General features: G+C 61.6%; 14 protein-coding genes. 4 read left to right on the top strand and 10 right to left on the bottom strand.

Annotated features, from left to right (window positions below; translation table 11 throughout):
* Nucleotides 1–15: 15 nt before the first annotated feature.
* Nucleotides 16–606 carry a hypothetical protein gene (locus JNJ45_00415; protein MBL8047121.1) on the top strand — a complete coding sequence of 197 codons (591 nt, stop codon included), beginning with the start codon at nt 16–18 and terminating at the stop codon, nt 604–606.
* Here the strand turns inward: JNJ45_00415 and JNJ45_00410 are convergent.
* The 4 genes from JNJ45_00410 to JNJ45_00395 are packed head-to-tail and all read right to left on the bottom strand — an operon-like array spanning nt 603 to nt 7233.
* Entirely contained in the window at nt 603–2336 is a 1734-nt protein-coding gene (locus JNJ45_00410; protein MBL8047120.1) for a long-chain fatty acid--CoA ligase, read from the bottom strand. The two genes, JNJ45_00415 and JNJ45_00410, sit on opposite strands and share 4 nt — an antisense overlap.
* Before the next feature lie 36 nt (nt 2337–2372).
* Nucleotides 2373–3248, bottom strand: coding sequence for a hypothetical protein (locus JNJ45_00405; protein ID MBL8047119.1), 876 nt, complete (start codon nt 3246–3248; stop codon nt 2373–2375).
* Nucleotides 3245–5878 (bottom strand): hypothetical protein, encoded by a 2634-nt coding sequence (locus JNJ45_00400; GenBank protein MBL8047118.1) that lies wholly within the window; start codon nt 5876–5878, stop codon nt 3245–3247. The genes JNJ45_00405 and JNJ45_00400 overlap by 4 nt, the downstream gene beginning before the upstream one ends.
* A 32-nt stretch (nt 5879–5910) precedes the next feature.
* Nucleotides 5911–7233, bottom strand: a complete 1323-nt coding sequence (locus JNJ45_00395) for a carboxypeptidase regulatory-like domain-containing protein (protein ID MBL8047117.1) — start codon at nt 7231–7233, stop codon at nt 5911–5913.
* Between the two features lie 174 nt (nt 7234–7407).
* On the opposite strand from JNJ45_00395, the gene JNJ45_00390 reads away from it, so the two are divergent.
* Nucleotides 7408–9042 carry an AAA family ATPase gene (locus JNJ45_00390; GenBank protein MBL8047116.1) on the top strand — a complete coding sequence of 545 codons (1635 nt, stop codon included), beginning with the start codon at nt 7408–7410 and terminating at the stop codon, nt 9040–9042.
* Here the strand turns inward: JNJ45_00390 and JNJ45_00385 are convergent.
* Nucleotides 9017–10063: a LacI family DNA-binding transcriptional regulator gene (locus tag JNJ45_00385; protein MBL8047115.1), complete on the bottom strand. Its 1047-nt coding sequence runs from the start codon at nt 10061–10063 to the stop codon at nt 9017–9019. The genes JNJ45_00390 and JNJ45_00385 overlap by 26 nt on opposite strands.
* A gap of 76 nt (nt 10064–10139) precedes the next feature.
* On the opposite strand from JNJ45_00385, the gene JNJ45_00380 reads away from it, so the two are divergent.
* The gene (locus tag JNJ45_00380) at nt 10140–10949 is read left to right on the top strand and encodes a metallophosphoesterase (protein MBL8047114.1); all 810 of its coding nucleotides are present in this window, start codon (nt 10140–10142) and stop codon (nt 10947–10949) included.
* A 3-nt stretch (nt 10950–10952) separates the two neighbouring features.
* On the opposite strand, the gene JNJ45_00375 is transcribed toward JNJ45_00380, so the two are convergent.
* Both JNJ45_00375 and JNJ45_00370 read right to left on the bottom strand, forming a co-directional pair.
* The gene (locus tag JNJ45_00375) at nt 10953–11522 is read right to left on the bottom strand and encodes a hypothetical protein (GenBank protein MBL8047113.1); all 570 of its coding nucleotides are present in this window, start codon (nt 11520–11522) and stop codon (nt 10953–10955) included.
* A gap of 449 nt (nt 11523–11971) precedes the next feature.
* Nucleotides 11972–12988 (bottom strand): endonuclease/exonuclease/phosphatase family protein, encoded by a 1017-nt coding sequence (locus JNJ45_00370; GenBank protein MBL8047112.1) that lies wholly within the window; start codon nt 12986–12988, stop codon nt 11972–11974.
* 15 nt (nt 12989–13003) lie between these two features.
* Here JNJ45_00370 and JNJ45_00365 point away from each other — a divergent pair, with 15 nt between their 5' ends.
* Nucleotides 13004–13393, top strand: coding sequence for an NUDIX domain-containing protein (locus tag JNJ45_00365; GenBank protein MBL8047111.1), 390 nt, complete (start codon nt 13004–13006; stop codon nt 13391–13393).
* On the opposite strand, the gene pdxS is transcribed toward JNJ45_00365, so the two are convergent.
* The 3 genes from pdxS to rsmI all read right to left on the bottom strand — a co-directional run bounded on the left by pdxS (nt 13394) and on the right by rsmI (nt 16059).
* Nucleotides 13394–14308, bottom strand: coding sequence for a pyridoxal 5'-phosphate synthase lyase subunit PdxS (gene pdxS / locus JNJ45_00360; GenBank protein ID MBL8047110.1), 915 nt, complete (start codon nt 14306–14308; stop codon nt 13394–13396).
* A gap of 96 nt (nt 14309–14404) precedes the next feature.
* A complete protein-coding gene (locus JNJ45_00355) occupies nt 14405–15340 on the bottom strand; it encodes a polysaccharide export protein (GenBank protein ID MBL8047109.1) in 936 nt (311 codons plus the stop codon).
* A 26-nt stretch (nt 15341–15366) separates the two neighbouring features.
* Nucleotides 15367–16059, bottom strand: coding sequence for a 16S rRNA (cytidine(1402)-2'-O)-methyltransferase (rsmI, locus tag JNJ45_00350; protein ID MBL8047108.1), 693 nt, complete (start codon nt 16057–16059; stop codon nt 15367–15369).
* Nucleotide 16060 lies beyond the last annotated feature (1 nt).

The following is a 16060-nucleotide window of genomic DNA, read 5'->3' as shown; positions in this document are numbered from 1 at the left end:
GCCGATGATTGAAGCGTGAAGCAAGTCGCGCTGGCGGCGTCCGTCATCGCCGTGGTCGGCGGCATCGGCGTCCTCAAGTTTCGGGCGAGTTCAGAGCTACCCGAGGGCATGCTGGTGCCCGAGGAGCCGCGCCAAACTGCCACCATCGCCAAGCCGTTCTTTAGCGGGCGCTACCGCATCACGCCGCTATTCAATTACCGAATCCGCGCCCGCGTGCTGAGTGTCAAGCCGTACCCGCGCGAAGACGATTCCGACCTCATGCCGATTGACCTTGCGCTCGGTTGGGGGCCGATGAGCAACTCCAAGGTGATCCGCGACTTCCGGATCTCGCAAGACGTGCGGCACGTGTTCGTCTCGCCGCTGAACCAAGACGCCTTGCCCTACGAGGTGGTGGGCTCGAAACTCGCGAACGTGCACTGCTGCCCCGACCGCGAGTGGATTGCCGACGAACTCGCCGCGATCCAGCCGAACACGATCGTGACGCTCGAGGGTTGGCTGATCCGCGCGACGCGCAACGACGGCTTTCAGGTGACAAGTTCCATTAGCCGCGACGACAACAAGGGCGGCGCGTGCGAAATTCTCTGGGTGCGGAAAGTAACTCGCTAGCCGCCCGACATTCCGTCAATCAAGTCCTTGTACTTCTCGCGGACAACTTTGCGACGCACCTTGAGGCTGGGCGTAAGTTCCCCGCCGTCCACCGAAAACTCGTTCGGCAGAACCTCGTACTTGCGAAGCCGTTCGAAGTCGGCCAAGCCGCGGTTCACCACGTCAATCTCGGCTTTGAACATCTCGCGAATAGCGGGCAGCTTCACCAATTCCTTGGGGTCGGCAACCTTGATGCCGGCTTCCAGGGCGAGGCGAGTGAGGCGCTCGAAGTCGGGTACAACGAGCCCGCAGATGACCGACATGCCGTCGCCGAACAAGGCGACTTCCTTGATGAGCGCGCTCTCGCGGAGCTTGTTTTCGATCGGTTGTGGTGCGACGTTCTTGCCGTTGGCCAGCACGATGATGTCCTTTTTGCGATCGGTAATCCGGAAGTGGTTGCCATCCTGCACGCCGATGTCGCCGGTATGGAACCAGCCGTCGGCGTCTATGGATGCGGCGGTGGCTTCGGGCTGATTGTAGTAGCCGGTCATCACCGAGTAGCCTCGAATGAGAATTTCACCATCACTGGCGATCTTCATTTCCAGCCCGTTGATGGGCTCGCCAATGGTGTCCGGCCGATTGCGCAACGGGTGGTTAATGGAGGTTGCGGCGCAGGTTTCGGTGAGGCCATAGCCTTGCAACGCTTCGATGCCGAGCGCTCGGTAGAACCCGCTAACATGGGCGGGCAACGCACCGCCGCCGCTGACAAAGAACTTGAGCCGACCCCCGGTGCGCGCACGAATCTTGCTCGCGACGACCTTATCGAGCACGCCGTGGAAAGGCGCAAACCCGCCGGCGCGGGCGACCTTGCCTTGGGCGACCGCCCATCCAAATAGCTTGGCTTTCAGCCCACCCTGCTTGGCCGCGGCATCGCTGATACGGTCTTTGAGCGATTCCAAGAACCGCGGCACGCAAAGCATGATGGTGGGGCGATGCTTAGTCAGCTCCGACCCGAGCGAGGCGATGCCCTGGCTATGGGCGATCTGGCCACCGAGGGCCATCGGCAGAACGTGCCCGGCAAAACGCTCATACACGTGGCTCAACGGGAGCCACGAGAGGAACAAGTCGTTTTCATCCACCGGCAACTGGCTGTGAATATTCTCGCAAAGCTTGACGAACGCGCGATTGGGAAGCATTGCACCCTTCGGGCTGCCCGTGGTGCCGCTTGTGTAGATGATCGTCGCGAGATCGTCCAGGGAGGCGTTCTCAATAATCGCCAGAAGTTGCGCCTCGTAGTCGGCCGGCATTGTTGCGCGGCCCTCGTCCATCAACCGGAAAAAGTCTTCGGGGGCAGACCCGAGATACACCGTCGGCACCGAGATATGCGGCTCCACTTGGGCTTGGAGTTTTTCCGACCCGCAATAGATGATCTTGGCCTCAGAGTCGTTGACGATGAAGCCGGCTTGGTCGCCGGGGAGGCTGGGGTAAATCGGCACGAGCACCACGCCCAAACAGAAACAGGCCCAGTCGAGCACCGACCATCCGAAGCAGTTTTCGCTGTAGGCGCAGATGCGGTCGCCGCGCTTAATGCCGCGCGAATCCATGCGCCACGCCGCGATCGTCACGTACTCCCAGAGCTGGGCGTAGGTCACCTCGCCACGCTCGGCCCAAGGGACGATGTGGGCCACTTTGCCCGGATTCCGTTCTACCGAGCGACGCAACAGCGCGCCGACCGATTTCATCTCCGCCATATCGCGTTACTATACGCCGCGCGCCTGGGGAAATGCTTAGTTCAAGGTCAAATCGCGAGTCACCGGAACGTCCACGCTGGTGACGGTAACGCTCACGTCGCCGCTCGAAAGGGCCCCGTTTGTGGCGCGCAGGGTGTAGGTTCCGGCGCTCAGCCAAAACGCAAACTTGCGGTCCGAACCCGTGGTGAACTGCCGAATCGCGGTGCCGCTACCGTTAAGCACTTGCACGACGGTTCCCGCGCCACTGGCCGACGGATTGATCGTGCCAAACAGGTTGCCGGGCAGAGTCGGCGGCGTGTCGCTGCTGGTGGGCGGCAACTGAATATCGCCGACATTCACCACGCCCGCGGTGGCTCCGGAACTCGCGCCGAAAGTCACGGGCAGGTAGCTCGTCGCCGTGACGCGACCCGAAATCGTAAGGAAGTTCGCCAGCGCCGAGCTCGAATATCCGACGTCCAGCACGCTGAATTCGCCAGCACTGTTCGTCGTCGCGAACTGTCCGCCAAAGAACACGCGTGCCCCGCTGATCGGGCTGCCGGTATCGGCGGCCAGGATACGCCCGCGCACAATGACCTTTTCCGGGCCGAGCACAAGCTGGCCAAGATCAACATTCGCGGCGATGGCCGGGAATCTAAAGGTAAACGCGACGGGGGCGCCACCCGCCGGAACGTGGGACACCTGCATGGAGGCGGTGCCCGCCGGCGCGCTCTGCACAAAACTGCCGTCCACGAGGCTGGTGAGCACCGCGCGCGAACCGATTTGCGTCGTCGCGGCGGGGTTCGGAACATCGTTGCTTGGAAGCCAAATCACGGTGCCGGTCACGGCAAAGTTGGTGCTTGCACCGCCGCCTCCCCCGCCACAACCCACGAGGGCAAACAGGGCCGCAACCAAAAGGATCAGAAAGTTCTTCACTTGGCCACCATCACGCGGACTCGCTCGGTCGTTTTCTTGGCCGTGAACGTGTAGGTTTGGCCGAGGTCAAGCCGTGGCCCGCCCCTCGCACCGATAAACACCCGAATAGGTTTGGTCGTCGGCTGCGCCAGGTTCAGCGTGTAGGATTGCCCGACGCGCAGATTCTCGAACGTCACGTTGAACACTTGCAATTGGCCGCGTCGCCGCACCTCGCGCACGTATCGCAGCGAATTGCCCAGACTCACCTGCAGCCCGCCCAAGCTTGGCGGCAGCGCCGAATCCTCGCGCTTGTCCCAACCGCTCGTCGCCGTGGCGCTCAGACCCAACTCGGCAAAGGCCGATTCGCCTGGCCCGCTGAGGTTGAGGCGATAGGTGTCTCCGCTGGCCGGAGGTTGCGCGCGGCCCGAGCTCGGCCCGGGGAACACAAACGTGGCTCCTTCCGGCGCGAGCACCCGCACAAAGGCGGCCTGGCCCGGAGCCAGCGACGTGACGGGCAACAGCGATCCGGTTTCCGGAACGCCCGAGGCCACGTTCGGCGCGCTGGGGATGAATTGAAATACCTGCGGCCCAACCAGCGTGGAGGCAAGCGCATCGGCGTAGGTTCGCGGGAAGCTCGTGCCGACCACGACTTGCAAATCGCTCAGATTGATGACTCGCGAGGTCGGGTTGGCGATCAGATTCCATCCGGCCCGCGTGCGCACCGAATTGGGGATCGAGGGGAACTTGAAGCCGGGATAGCTGACCGTAAACGCGCTGTCGCTGCGCACGTAGTAGGCCTGTCCGGCCCGCGCCACGCCAGTCGTCGGCGCAAGATCGTACTTGCCGGTCGCGGCGTTCCAGCGCGCGATGAGCGCCGAGCCGCCGAGCAGGCCACTCACATCCGCCGAGTAGGGTTCGCCTTCGATGCCGAGAAGGTTCAATCCGGCGTTGAAGTTTCCGCCCGTGAGAGTCGACTCGGAGTTGACATTCAGGTTCAGCGCCAGCTCGCCCGGACCCTTGTTCACCACGCGGGAATACACGACGGTGGTGTTGCCTTGCAGGGTCTGCAACAGGTCCACTTGAACGCGGCGCTGCGTGCCGGTCCAGTTTCCGCTGGGAACGCGTCCGCCAAACGCAAAGTTGGTGACCGGCGTGGTGAAGGTGCCGCCACTCCACGTGACCCTCACTTCGTAGGTCGCGGAACCTTCAAGTTCGATGCCCGTGACCGTGCCATACAGGTTCGCCGGAACCGGGTTGGCGACCGTCGCCACGCCGCCGGCCGAAGCGAACACGCGCACGTTTTCGTCCTGAGCGCCAAAGTCCACGGTCACGCGGTAGGGGGTGCCGCCAAACGCATCGCCGAAGTTCGGCACGACGCTGCCATAGCCCTGCACCACGTCCACGCGGTCATCCTGGGCCGAGGCGAATACCCGGCTGAAATCGGAGCCCCAATAGATCGGATAAATCGTGTCCGTTGCCAGAGTTTCGTTGCCGTTTTTGTCGAGGTTAAAGGCGTGCGTTTCAAAGGCGAACACGCCGAAATCGTTGCCGCTGAGACCGCTCGTGATGGGGAACGACTTCACCATCAACCGGAATCCAGCCGCGACGCGTGAATCCAAAATGTATTGCGAGCGGGACCACTCCGACCAGCTTCGGCCCTCGACCGTGGCGTTTGCCACGCCGGCGGCGGCATCCACCGCTTGAGTTGCGAGCGTGTTCACCGCCGTGCTCGGCGCGGCGTAGTAGCGCGTCAGGAGTTCGCGGGCAAACGTCGGATACTCGACGAGCACCTTTTGCAGTGCGGACCCGGCCATTTGGAACCGAACCAGGTACAGGCCGCCGGTGGCGCCGCCGATCGGCAGGCTTACGTTGCGCAGGTTCGGCGCGATGAAATCGCGGCAAACCAGGCCCTTTTGATTGTTGAGGTCGTAGGTCGGGCCGAGGTCGTAGGTGGAGGCGAGCACCTGCTCAATCGCGGTGCTATCCAGCGTCGAAGGCAGCGCGCCCGGCGTTCGGCAAATGTTCATGGTGGCCGCGCGCACCAGACCTTCTCGCCACGCGTCGTTCGGCAACGTGCGGTTGCCCATGTAAGCCAGCAACAGGCAGTGCACAAAGTTCACGGCGACTGATTCAGCCTTGATTCCGACCGAATCCGAGTACACGGGGAACCGAATCTGGGCCGGAGTGGCCGCCGCGGGATCGTAGAGGAAGTAGCCACCCGCGACCGCGTCGCGATCGCCGATCTCGGCGTCGTAGTTCACCACGCGCACCGAGCCGCCCGCGAAGGGCTGCCCGAACACCGCCGTGAGTCGCGGCTTCACGGTGTTGAAAATGGACTCCAGCAGAGTCTTGTAATCGGTCGGAAACGCGCCGCTGCCGCTTGAATCAAAGGCGAGCGTAATCTCGTTGTCGCGCCCCCGGCTCCCCGCAGTGCCATTGAGAATCACCGTCACCGGCAAGCTAAATCGCTGCGGCTGACCATCGCGCTCGCGGCGAGTGAGTCCCGCGACCGACTTCGCAAAGCTGCGCACCGCCGCATCCGCCGCCACGACTCGATCGGCACTCCGCGAGGAGGGCAAATCCAGCCGAAGCAGGGAGGCTGAGCCGAGCGAACTCAGGCCCAGCAGACTAGCGAAAAGCAGACTGCGCATGGTGTTGGGAAGGCGAAACCGGACTCCGATTATTACCGATACACAAACGAATCAACCGCGCTGATGGTTCGGCTTCTTTGGCTATTCGCCAGCCCGAGCACCACGTAATAGTACGTGTTGTTGATGGCGAGCGCGCTGCCCGAGTAGTTGAGCACGTTCGAGGTGGTCGGCGAGGACGCGTTGTTCCAGATGCTTTGCACGCCCGGCCCCGGGTACTCATCAAAAAGGTACACCACGTAGCTTTCGGCGCCCGAACCGGCTTGCCACCGGAACTGAATGGAGCTATTCGGGGCGGTGCCAAAGTTCGGCGCGGTCAAGAACAGGTCGTCCAAGGTTTCCGCCGATACCACCGAGCTGCGCGGCCCTTCCGCATCCGGATCCTCCGGATAGCTCGTGCCGAGGGCGGTGATCTGATAGTTGTAGGTTCGGCCCGGACGCAAGTTGACGTCGCCATCAATGTAAGCGCCGCCGAGCGGCTCGCGCCAGTAGTCGCGGCCGACAATCGTGCCGCTGCCTTCGCCACGGTAGATGCCGTAACCCAAGAAATTGTTGCCTTGCAGCGGCGTCCACTCGACTTCCACCTCAATCGGCGCGGCTGAATTGGTAAGTCGCGTCTTGGCGGCCCGACGCGTGGCGTAGCCCGGGTCAAACAGGCTCTTGACCTGCGTCATCGCGGCGTTATGCCGAGCGTCGCGACTGGCCGGTTGCGAGGTCCAGGCGAGCGTTGTCAGACCGGTCGGCGCGGGCAACACCGGGAACCCGGCGTCGCCGAGCACAAACAGCATGCTACGCTCTTGGCCCGCGTTGAGCGTGGCCGAATCAAAATCGTTGCTGTAGCCGACTGCGCCCGCGTTCAGCTGATAATCCACGCCCGAAATCAGGTCGCGAATCACGAATCGGCCATTGTCGCCGCTCACCGCGCTGGAGCTACTGTAAGCGCCGCCACCGTAGGCAAACACCCGGGCTCCGACGATGCGGTTGCCGAAGCGATCTTCCACGTACCCGCTAATCCTGGCCAGCGAAGACGTGGGCGCGATCATCATGTTCACGCTGATCGTCTGCTCGCCTTCGGAAACCCGCGCGAGGTTGCGACCTCGGTAGGTCACGCCGTTGCCGTCCACATATTCCGCAATCACCGCTTGGTCAATGCTCAGCACGCGGTCCAGCACGTACGCGCCGTTGGTCGAGCTTGTGGTGGTCGCACTTCCGGCGGTCACGGTTGCGCCGCGAATCGGGGCTCCGTCCACGTCAGTGATGCGTCCGCTCACGGTTACGCTTCGCGTGGCGGTTTGTCCGCCACATCCGGCCAAAATCACAGCCGCCAGGGTCAACAGTCCAACATTCAATCGCTTCATCAGGGTTTCCGCTTAATGTATCGTCATAACGCCCCAGTTGGTGCCACGTTTCAACATCCCATTTTGGCCTAGGCCCAACTGAACACGGAGTACCAGTTTTGCGTTAAATAGTGGGAAAGATTTCGAAAACCTGGAACCCCATCAACAGAGGTCGAAGTCTTTTCGATTAGAGCAATGTCTCACACGATTGACGAGTTCACTACCATCTTCTCCGATGGCCTTCCCCAGTTCCTAGATATCCTACCGCCGGTGGTGCGAGAGCGCCTTCAGGTGGAGCCGGACCTTGAAAAGCTGGTCGAGGTCGTCCTGGATTACGGTCGGCCCGCTGAGGTCCGGCTTCGCGACCGCGTCTTCCGCATGGAAAACGTGATCGTCTCCGATTTGGACATCGAGTACGTGGTCAAGTCGCTCGGCGAATTCGGCGAGGACAACCGCGCCGGCATCGAGCGCACGCTCCACCGCATCTCGGCGATTCGCAACCGAACGACCAAGATCGTCGGTCTCACCTGCCGGGTGGGCCGCGCCCTCGAAGGCACCATCGACATTATTGATGACATCGTGCGGAGTGGCAAGTCCATTTTGCTGCTCGGTAAGCCCGGCGTCGGTAAGACCACCAAGCTCCGGGAAGTCGCCCGTGTGCTGGCCGACGAGGTCAATAGGCGCGTCATCATCGTCGACACGAGCAACGAAATTGCCGGCGACGGCGATGTGCCGCACCCCGGCATTGGCAACGCCCGCCGCATGCAAGTGCCGCGCGTGAGCGAGCAATACAACGTGATGATCGAGGCGGTGGAGAACCACATGCCCGAGGTCATTGTGATTGACGAAATTGGCAACGAGCCCGAAGCCCAGGCCGCCCGCACCATCAACGAGCGCGGCGTGCAATTGGTGGGCACGGCGCACGGTCAAACGCTCGAAAACCTAATGCTCAACCCGGCGCTAGCCGACCTCATCGGCGGCATCCAAGCGGTGACGCTCAGCGACGACGAAGCCAAGCGTCGCGGCACCCAAAAGACCGTGCTCGAGCGCAAGGCTCCGCCGACTTTTGATGTGGTCATTGAGTTGCTCGATTACGACCGCGTGGCCGTTCACCACAACGTGATGAAGACGGTGGACCTGATTCTGCGCGGCGTGCCGCCGCGGCCCGAGATTCGCGTCCGCAACACGTCTGGCCAGGTCGAGGTGGTGCAACAAGAAGCAACCGCCGAACTCAACGTTCCCGGGTTCAATGAGCCGTATCCGAGCTTGCCGAAAAACGCCGAGCAAGGCGTCTTGCCCGAAGCTGACCTGAAGCGACGCGAGCCCGCGCCGCCCCGCGACAAGGTGCAAACCGAAAAGCGGGCGACCGCCGTGTTCCGCGTATTCCCTTACGGAATCGCGAAGACTCGGCTGGAGCGCGCGATTCGCGAGCGAAAAATCAACGCCGTGATCGTGAACGACATCCATCAGGCGGATGGCATGATCGCGATGAAGACGACCTACAACAACCGCCCAGGCAAAATCCGTGAGCTCAATCGCGTGGTGCCGACCGAGGTTGTGAAGTCGAACACCTACGGCCAAATCGCCGCCGCTCTCGAGAACTTGGTGCGGAGCGGCGCGATGGCCGCCGACCACCAGGAGCGCGCGATTGCCGAAGCCATCACCGGCATCAGCCAGGTGCTACAAACCGGGAAGCCGGTGCATCTGAGCCCGCAGCCGGCGATGTTCCGACGCTTGCAAATGGAGCAGATTGAACAGCGACATTTGCGCTGCGAAGGCGTTGGGATCGACCCGGATCGCTACCTTATGATCCTGCCTCAAAAGCCTTAGGCTCGGCGAGGCGAAGCGGAATGGAGGACTCGCGCTGATGAACCTCCAGGTCCAAGGAAATCACCCGGCTCTCACGATCCGGGTGATTAATTCTATCGGTGATCCAAAGCACCGCCTGGCGAATCAGCGCCTCCAGCGGAGCATTGATGGTGCTGAGCGGCACGCGCGATTGCTCGCTTTCGGGGAAGTTGCCGTAGCCCCAAATCGCGCAATCCACCGGCACGCGGATGCCTTGGCGATCGAGCTCGCGGACCGCGCCGAGAGCGAGCGGATCGAGGAAGCCGAAAATCGCGTCGGGCGGATCGTTGTGGGCCAAAAAGTCGCGGATGGCCAGCTCGGCTTCGTGCGTGGATTCTCCGGTCGTCGGAATCAGCAGTTCGGGGCGCTTCACGGTTTCTAGTGCCGTGCGATAGCCGGTGCGGCGTTGCTCGTTGGGATAGTCTTCCAACACCCAGCGCGGCGCGAGATAGGCAATGCGTTTGCGACCTTGCGAAATGAGGCCCTGCACCACTCCTCGGACGCCGCCGGCCACATCCCAAGCGCAGGTGTCGCAGTTCTCAAACTCTTCGAGGCCGATGATGACCGTCGGGATGCGCTGGTTCATCGGGTCTTCGCGGAAAATGCGCACCGCGCGACCGGCATCAAACACGATCATCCCATCCACCGGCCAGGTGGTCGGCATCGTGCGTTCGGCGCCGTAAGCCACGTCGCTCGACAGGCCGACGATGTTGAGCTCGTAGCCCGCCTCGCGAACAAACCGACTGAGATATTTGACCACCACCATGTAGGCGGGGTTGGCGCGATCCACAGGCATCCACAGGCTCAGCACGTTGGTGCGGCCGGTTTTCATGGCGCGGGCCAGGCGATTGGGTTGGTAGCCGAGTTTGGCCGCGGCTTCGCGTACCCGTTGGCGCGTGGATTCAGGCAGCCGAACCGTCAGGTTCTCTGCCATCACATGCGACGCGGTCTGCACTGAGACACCCGCCTCCTTGGCCACGTCGGCCAAAGTAATTCGCTTCATTCGCCGCTTCTACTGTATCCCATCGGGCTCGCGATTCGGCACATTAGCCGCAATAATCGCGTAATAATGACTTGAGATGAAGCTGGGAAAAGCCATTGCCACCGTCGCTGGCGCGAGCGCGGGCCTACTGCTATACGGGGCGTTGGTCGAGGTGCATAAGCTCGAAGTCACCCGCAAGCGATTGCGCCTACGCCGCTGGCCGACCGCGCTGAACGGGCTGCGAGTCGGCTTCCTCAGCGACTTTCACATCTGCGACGCGGGCACCATCGCCCTCACGCAGCGCGCCGTGGCCAAACTTCTGGAGCACGAACCGGACCTGATTCTGCTCGGGGGTGATTTTGTCCATCGGTGGACGGCCGAGAGCCTCGACCAGCTTGAAGCCGCGCTTGGCGGCCTCGCGAATAGCGGCGGGCGAGTGTTTGCCGTGCCCGGCAATCGCGACTACTTGGGCGGCTACCCCGAGCTGCTAGAGCCGCTCTTCCGCAAGCTCGGCATCAAGCTATTGCGCAACGATGTGGCCGAGTTCAATGGCGTGCAGATAGTGGGAATTGATTCGGCCAACGCCAGCCAAGCCGACCCGATTGGCTCGATGGAACTGGCCGACGCCGAGCAGCCGACGATTGTGCTGTGGCACGAGCCCGACCTAGTGGACTGGGTTCCGGATGGCGCAGATTTGATGCTGAGCGGGCACTCGCACGGCGGGCAATTCACCACGCCCTGGGGGTACGCGCCGGTGACCAGCAAGAATGGCCGCCGCTATCTGCGCGGCTACTTCCCCGACGCCGCCACGCCGTTGTACGTGAATCGCGGGCTCGGCACGACCGGCCCTCCGAGTCGGCTGTTCTGCCGCCCGGAGGTGACGATCTTGGATTTGGTTCAGGGCTAAGCCCTACTTGCCGCCTTCCTTCTTCGCCGCCATTTGCTCCCTTACACTTTTCTCCGCCGCGATGTAGAAATCGCGGTGGGAGGTGCTCCACTCAACCCAGTACGGCGGAGGATCCTTGCGGGCCATCACCTCCGTCATGTTTTTGATGTTTGCTTGCGTGTGCCTGAGAACGAACGGTAGTCGCTCCTTGCGTACCTTGGTTCCATCTTCAACCAAGATGTAAAGATCCCTATAGCTGTCTAAGAAAGCAGTCATCCACGCCGCGCTGTTGCGACTGGCGAGCCTTTCTCTAAACATTCTCCAATACGAGTCCGCCTTTTTGATCTCAAACAACTTGTAATAACTGGTAATCACGGACGCTTGAAACTCGATCGCATTTGGGTACCAACGATCAAACAAGCCGATAATTTTCGGATCAGGTTTTCCTCCGTGTCGAATCAGCGTGCTGTAAGCAATCAGCGCGCGATCGCGGTCAATGTCCTTACGGTCCAACATGGCAAGAAAGAAGTCAGCGGTATTCTTTTGCGGCCACTTGAAGCTACTAGTGTAGCTTAAGAGGATCAGAAGCTCCAAAGAGTCCTGGTAGGACATGCTACTGCTGCTCCGGTTCGAAAGACGGTTAATCGCATCGTAAGCGTTCCGACGATCATGCTCCAGATTGTGCCAGCGCATAAAGGCAGATCGACTTCTCGTCGCGAGTTTCAGTTGGTCAACTTTCCACGAAGGCACTAGTTCTGACGATGATGTGCCATTCCCACCCAAAAACAATAGCCCGACCGCGATACTGACATGTCCAATCATTGTGGCTGCCTCTGATACTCCCACAACCGGGTTCCATGGGAGAGCTTATGCACGGGCCGCTCGAACAGGGGAATGGATGTTACGTACCCAACCTCATTCATATCCATCTCTGTAGCAACATCCTCTAACAGTACTCTAACCGTCATCGCAGGCGAATTGTAACAAATCACGTGACTTTTTTGAAAACTGGTGGTCTCCGGCGGCGACCAGGGCCAGATACGTTACTTCTTGAGGATGTACTTCGCGAGCACCGGCAGGTGGTCGCTGGCGCGGGCGCCCACCACATTCGCCTCCACCGGAACCAGTTCCGGCGAACTCCAGAGGTAGTCAATGCGCGCGGTGAGGAAGTAGTCGGGGAAGGTCCAGCCGAGGCCGCGCCCCGCGGCGGCAAAGGCATCCGTGTAGCGGTCGGCAAAATGCTGATAGATCGCGCCGCGCGGCAACGTGTTAAAGTCGCCTCCGATGATCACCGGACCCTCGGCGCGGATCGCGCCGTCCACCGCCTTAATCTGGTCCCAACGCTGCTTTTCGGCGTGGTCGAGCTTGCGCGGAAGGCCGCTGGGGCCCTTGAGCCAATCGGGGCGGAGCCCGTTGAGCAGGTGCACGGAATACAGCGTGACGACCTTGCCCTCGAATTCGATCTCGGCTTGCGGGACGAACCGTCGATGACTCGCCAGCGGAAGCTCGTTGACCCGCGATTCCCGGATCGGTAGCTTGCTCAGGATCATCGTCTCCTCGCCGCCGACGAAATTGTATTCCGGCAGCTTCTCGCGCAGCACCTGGAATGGACTGTCGCCCAGTTCGCCCTGATGAGTTTCTTGGAGCAGCAACACGTCGGCGTCAATCCGGCGAAGCTCGGCGACAATGGAGTTCATGCCGCGCTCGCCGTGGCGCAGGTTCCAGGTCAGCACCTTGAGCTCGGGCATCGAGCTACCAGTGACCAATGCCCAGCGAAATCCCATCTGCCCCAGATGCACCAAGGCGCAGGCAACCAGAGGCACCCAAATGAGCCGCAGGTTTTTGCCCGCCACACCAATGACCAGCAGCAGCGCGGTGGGGATGAGCCACACCTGCGGCGGCACCGAGGCCAGCGCGGTGCCCCACCACGCGCGATCGTTGCCGGCGGCGCTCACACCCCATATCAGCAGAACCAGCGCCGCCCAGGCATACAACCACGTGACAACACGCGGGCGACGCACCTGCTTGCGAGATCGAACTGGGGAGACGGCTGCCTTCATCCGCTACACTAAATTGTGACCGCAAAGCTCTATGTTGTGGCTCTTTTGGCCCAACGGAATGACCAAATCCTTGTGGTTCGTAAGCACGGCACAACGAAGTGGTTTCAGCCGGGCGGCAAACCCCTTACAAACGAAGCCCCCGAGGACGCGTTGCGCCGTGAACTCCGCGAAGAGTTGGGCTGCGAGTTGCGGGATGTGCAGTTTCTGGAGCGCGTGGTGTGCGCGCCGGCCAACGAGGCCAACACCGAGATGACGGCCGACGTGTTCACGGCAGAGGTAGTCGGCGAGGTCCTCGCGCAAGCCGAAATCGCCGAGGTGAGTTGGGCAAAATGGAGCGAAGTCAATGCGGTTGACTTCGCTCCGCTCATTGTCGATCACATGGTGCGCCACCGAGCGCGCCTGTGATTACCAGCCGCGCGAGGCGAGCTGCTCTTGCGGGGGCAGGCTGCTGCAGTTGATGCCGACCATGGCTTCGCCCAGGTTGCGGCTGATTTCGGCCAGCTTCTTGGGGTCGTTGTAGAACAGCACGGCTTCGACGCAGGCGCGGGCGCGCTTGGCGGGGTCACCCGATTTGAAGATGCCGCTGCCGACAAACACGGTTTCGGCTCCGAGTTGCATCATCAGCGCGGCGTCCGCGGGAGTGGCGATGCCACCGGCCGAGAAGTTGGGCACCGGCAGCTTGCCGGTTTCGTGGACAATGCGGATCATGTCCAGCGGCGCTTGAAATTCCTTGGCCAGCACGTAGAGTTCGTCTTCGCGCGCGCTGTGCACGCGTCGGATTTCGCGCATGATGGTGCGCATGTGACGGACCGCTTCCACGACGTCGCCGGTTCCGGCCTCGCCCTTGGTGCGCATCATCGCCGCGCCTTCGCCGCAACGTCGTAGGGCCTCGCCCAGGTTCTTGGCGCCGCAGACAAACGGCACGGTGAAGCCATGCTTATCCACATGGTTTTCGTGGTCGGCGGGGGTCAGCACTTCGCTTTCGTCGATAAAGTCAACTTCCAGGGCTTCCAGAATCTGCGCTTCGGCGAAGTGGCCGATGCGGCATTTCGCCATGACGGGGATGTCCACGCACGCCTGAATCCCGGCGATCATGTCGGGGTCGCTCATGCGGGCCACGCCACCATCGCGGCGGATATCGGCGGGCACGCGCTCCAGGGCCATCACGGCCACGGCACCGGCGTCTTCGGCGATCTTCGCCTGATCAGGATCAACGACGTCCATGATGACGCCGCCCTTAAGCATCTCGGCGAGACCGACCTTTTCGCGCCAGGTCTTGAGTCGGGTGGGGGGAAGGGTTGAGTCCAAAATGGTGCTCATCTCACGGCAAGTTTACCCGGCAGAACCCGCATTTTGAACGAACAACGAGGTCCTGGTAGCGTTACCAGGACCTCGCTTGCCGAACGTTGTTCGCGATTAGCGGCCGATGATGTTCAGGCCGAATCGATCGAGGATGAAGAAGAAGTTGGCCACCGACGTGGAGAGCTGAGCGATGCGGTTGGCATCCGGCGTCTTGCTATCGGCGAAGAACACGATGTCGCCCGGGCGAAGCGCCAGGTTCTGATTCGCGTCGTTCTTCTTGAGGAACTTGATGAGGTCGACTTGAATAAAGTCGTACTGCCCCGGCGAGCCCGGACGCGGTCGTTGAACCGTGGTCTTACTCAGTTGGGTGCGGTAGGGAATGTCGCCGCCCGATTCGACCAACGCCTCGCTGAGCGTCATGCCGTCGCGGAACAGCTTTGGACCCGGCTGTTGCACAGCTCCGAACACGAACACGCGGTTGTTCAGATTTTCCGGCACGGCGAGCACGTCGCCGTCCATCAATTCGTAGTTTTGCGAAAGGTCGCCGCGCTTGAGCAGGGCGTCTAGGTCCACGGGAATGAGTTCCTTGCTACCGCGACGTTGAAGCGTAGCGCGCTTGCCATCGGCGGCGTTCTGTGGGAACAGGCCACCACCCGCGGCGATGAGGTCCAGAACGGTGTCGCCCTGGCGAATCGGAATCAGACCCGGGCGGTTCGCAGCACCCGTAATCGAAGCCGTCATCTGGCGGAATTGTACGATCGTCACCGAGACGCGCGGGTCGCGAAGGCGGAGCTTCTTGACATACTCGCGGGCGAGCTCGGCTTCAAGTTCGCTGGCCGTCAGTCCTTCGGCGCGGATGCTACCGATGAACGGCGCGGTGACCTTTCCGTCGCGTCCGACTCGCACTTCAGCCGCGATTTCTTGCAGGCCAAAGACTTGAATGCGGAGAACGTCTTCCGCTTGCAGGCGGTAGGTTTCCGTGCTGGATTGGCCGAACGCCGAGGAAATCAGCGTCAGGACCATCAAAATCCAAAGTGCGAACTTTTTCATACTATGCAATTTCTTGCTGCGCAAGCCTACCCGAATCCCGAGTCGCGGCTCCGCTTGCCTTCTAAGACGATTGTGAACTCTCCTTTGGAGGGAACTTCTTTCTCACTGGGAATTATTGGCAACTCAGCGCGAAAAACTTGCTGGTGAGCCTTCGACATTTCTCGACAAATTGCATATCGCCTTCCGGGAAGCGCTTTTCCGGCGACTTCCAAGAACGCTCGCACCCTAAATGGCGACTCGAACACCACCAGCGTGAGCGTGCTTTCGGCGTAGGCTTCGAGCTCGCGGCCCATAGGTCCGGGCTTGCGGGGCAAAAACCCAAGAAAGGCGAATCGTTGCGCGTAAAATCCGCTGAGCATAAGAGCGGTGGTCACCGCGCTGGGACCCGGAATCGCGTCCACTTCAATGTCGTCTTCGCGGGCAAGGTCTACCAGTAGCGCGCCGGGGTCGCTAATCGCGGGGGCGCCGCCGTCGCTGAGCACGGCCCATGTTTGATCTTTGGCCACCTCGTCCACGTAGGCTTGAACGGCCCGTGGCGTGGTGTGCTCGTTGAGCGTGCGCATCGGCTTTTTCACGCCGAGCACGGTTTGCAGTTTGCCGCTGATTCGGGTGTCCTCCACAAACCAACCGTCGGCGTTGGCGAGCTCTTCCCGGGCGCGCGGCGAAAGGTCGCTGAGGTTGCCAATCGGCCCCGCCACAACGACCAGTCGCCCGCCCACG

It is taken from the genome of Chthonomonas sp. (assembly GCA_016788425.1).
In the GTDB taxonomy this organism is placed as follows: domain Bacteria; phylum Armatimonadota; class Fimbriimonadia; order Fimbriimonadales; family Fimbriimonadaceae; genus JAEURQ01.
This window is presented reverse-complemented; position numbering and strand designations above follow the sequence as displayed.

Excerpts from the sequence above, each read along its gene's own strand:
- JNJ45_00410 (MBL8047120.1), bottom strand. The coding sequence starts at position 2,336 with ATGGCGGAGATGAAATCGGTCGGCGCGCTGTTGCGTCGCTCGGTAGAA.
- JNJ45_00400 (MBL8047118.1), bottom strand. The coding sequence starts at position 5,878 with ATGCGCAGTCTGCTTTTCGCTAGTCTGCTGGGCCTGAGTTCGCTCGGC.
- JNJ45_00395 (MBL8047117.1), bottom strand. The coding sequence starts at position 7,233 with ATGAAGCGATTGAATGTTGGACTGTTGACCCTGGCGGCTGTGATTTTG.
- JNJ45_00390 (MBL8047116.1), top strand. The coding sequence starts at position 7,408 with ATGTCTCACACGATTGACGAGTTCACTACCATCTTCTCCGATGGCCTT.
- JNJ45_00385 (MBL8047115.1), bottom strand. The coding sequence starts at position 10,063 with ATGAAGCGAATTACTTTGGCCGACGTGGCCAAGGAGGCGGGTGTCTCA.
- JNJ45_00380 (MBL8047114.1), top strand. The coding sequence starts at position 10,140 with ATGAAGCTGGGAAAAGCCATTGCCACCGTCGCTGGCGCGAGCGCGGGC.
- JNJ45_00370 (MBL8047112.1), bottom strand. The coding sequence starts at position 12,988 with ATGAAGGCAGCCGTCTCCCCAGTTCGATCTCGCAAGCAGGTGCGTCGC.
- pdxS (MBL8047110.1), bottom strand. The coding sequence starts at position 14,308 with ATGAGCACCATTTTGGACTCAACCCTTCCCCCCACCCGACTCAAGACC.
- JNJ45_00355 (MBL8047109.1), bottom strand. The coding sequence starts at position 15,340 with ATGAAAAAGTTCGCACTTTGGATTTTGATGGTCCTGACGCTGATTTCC.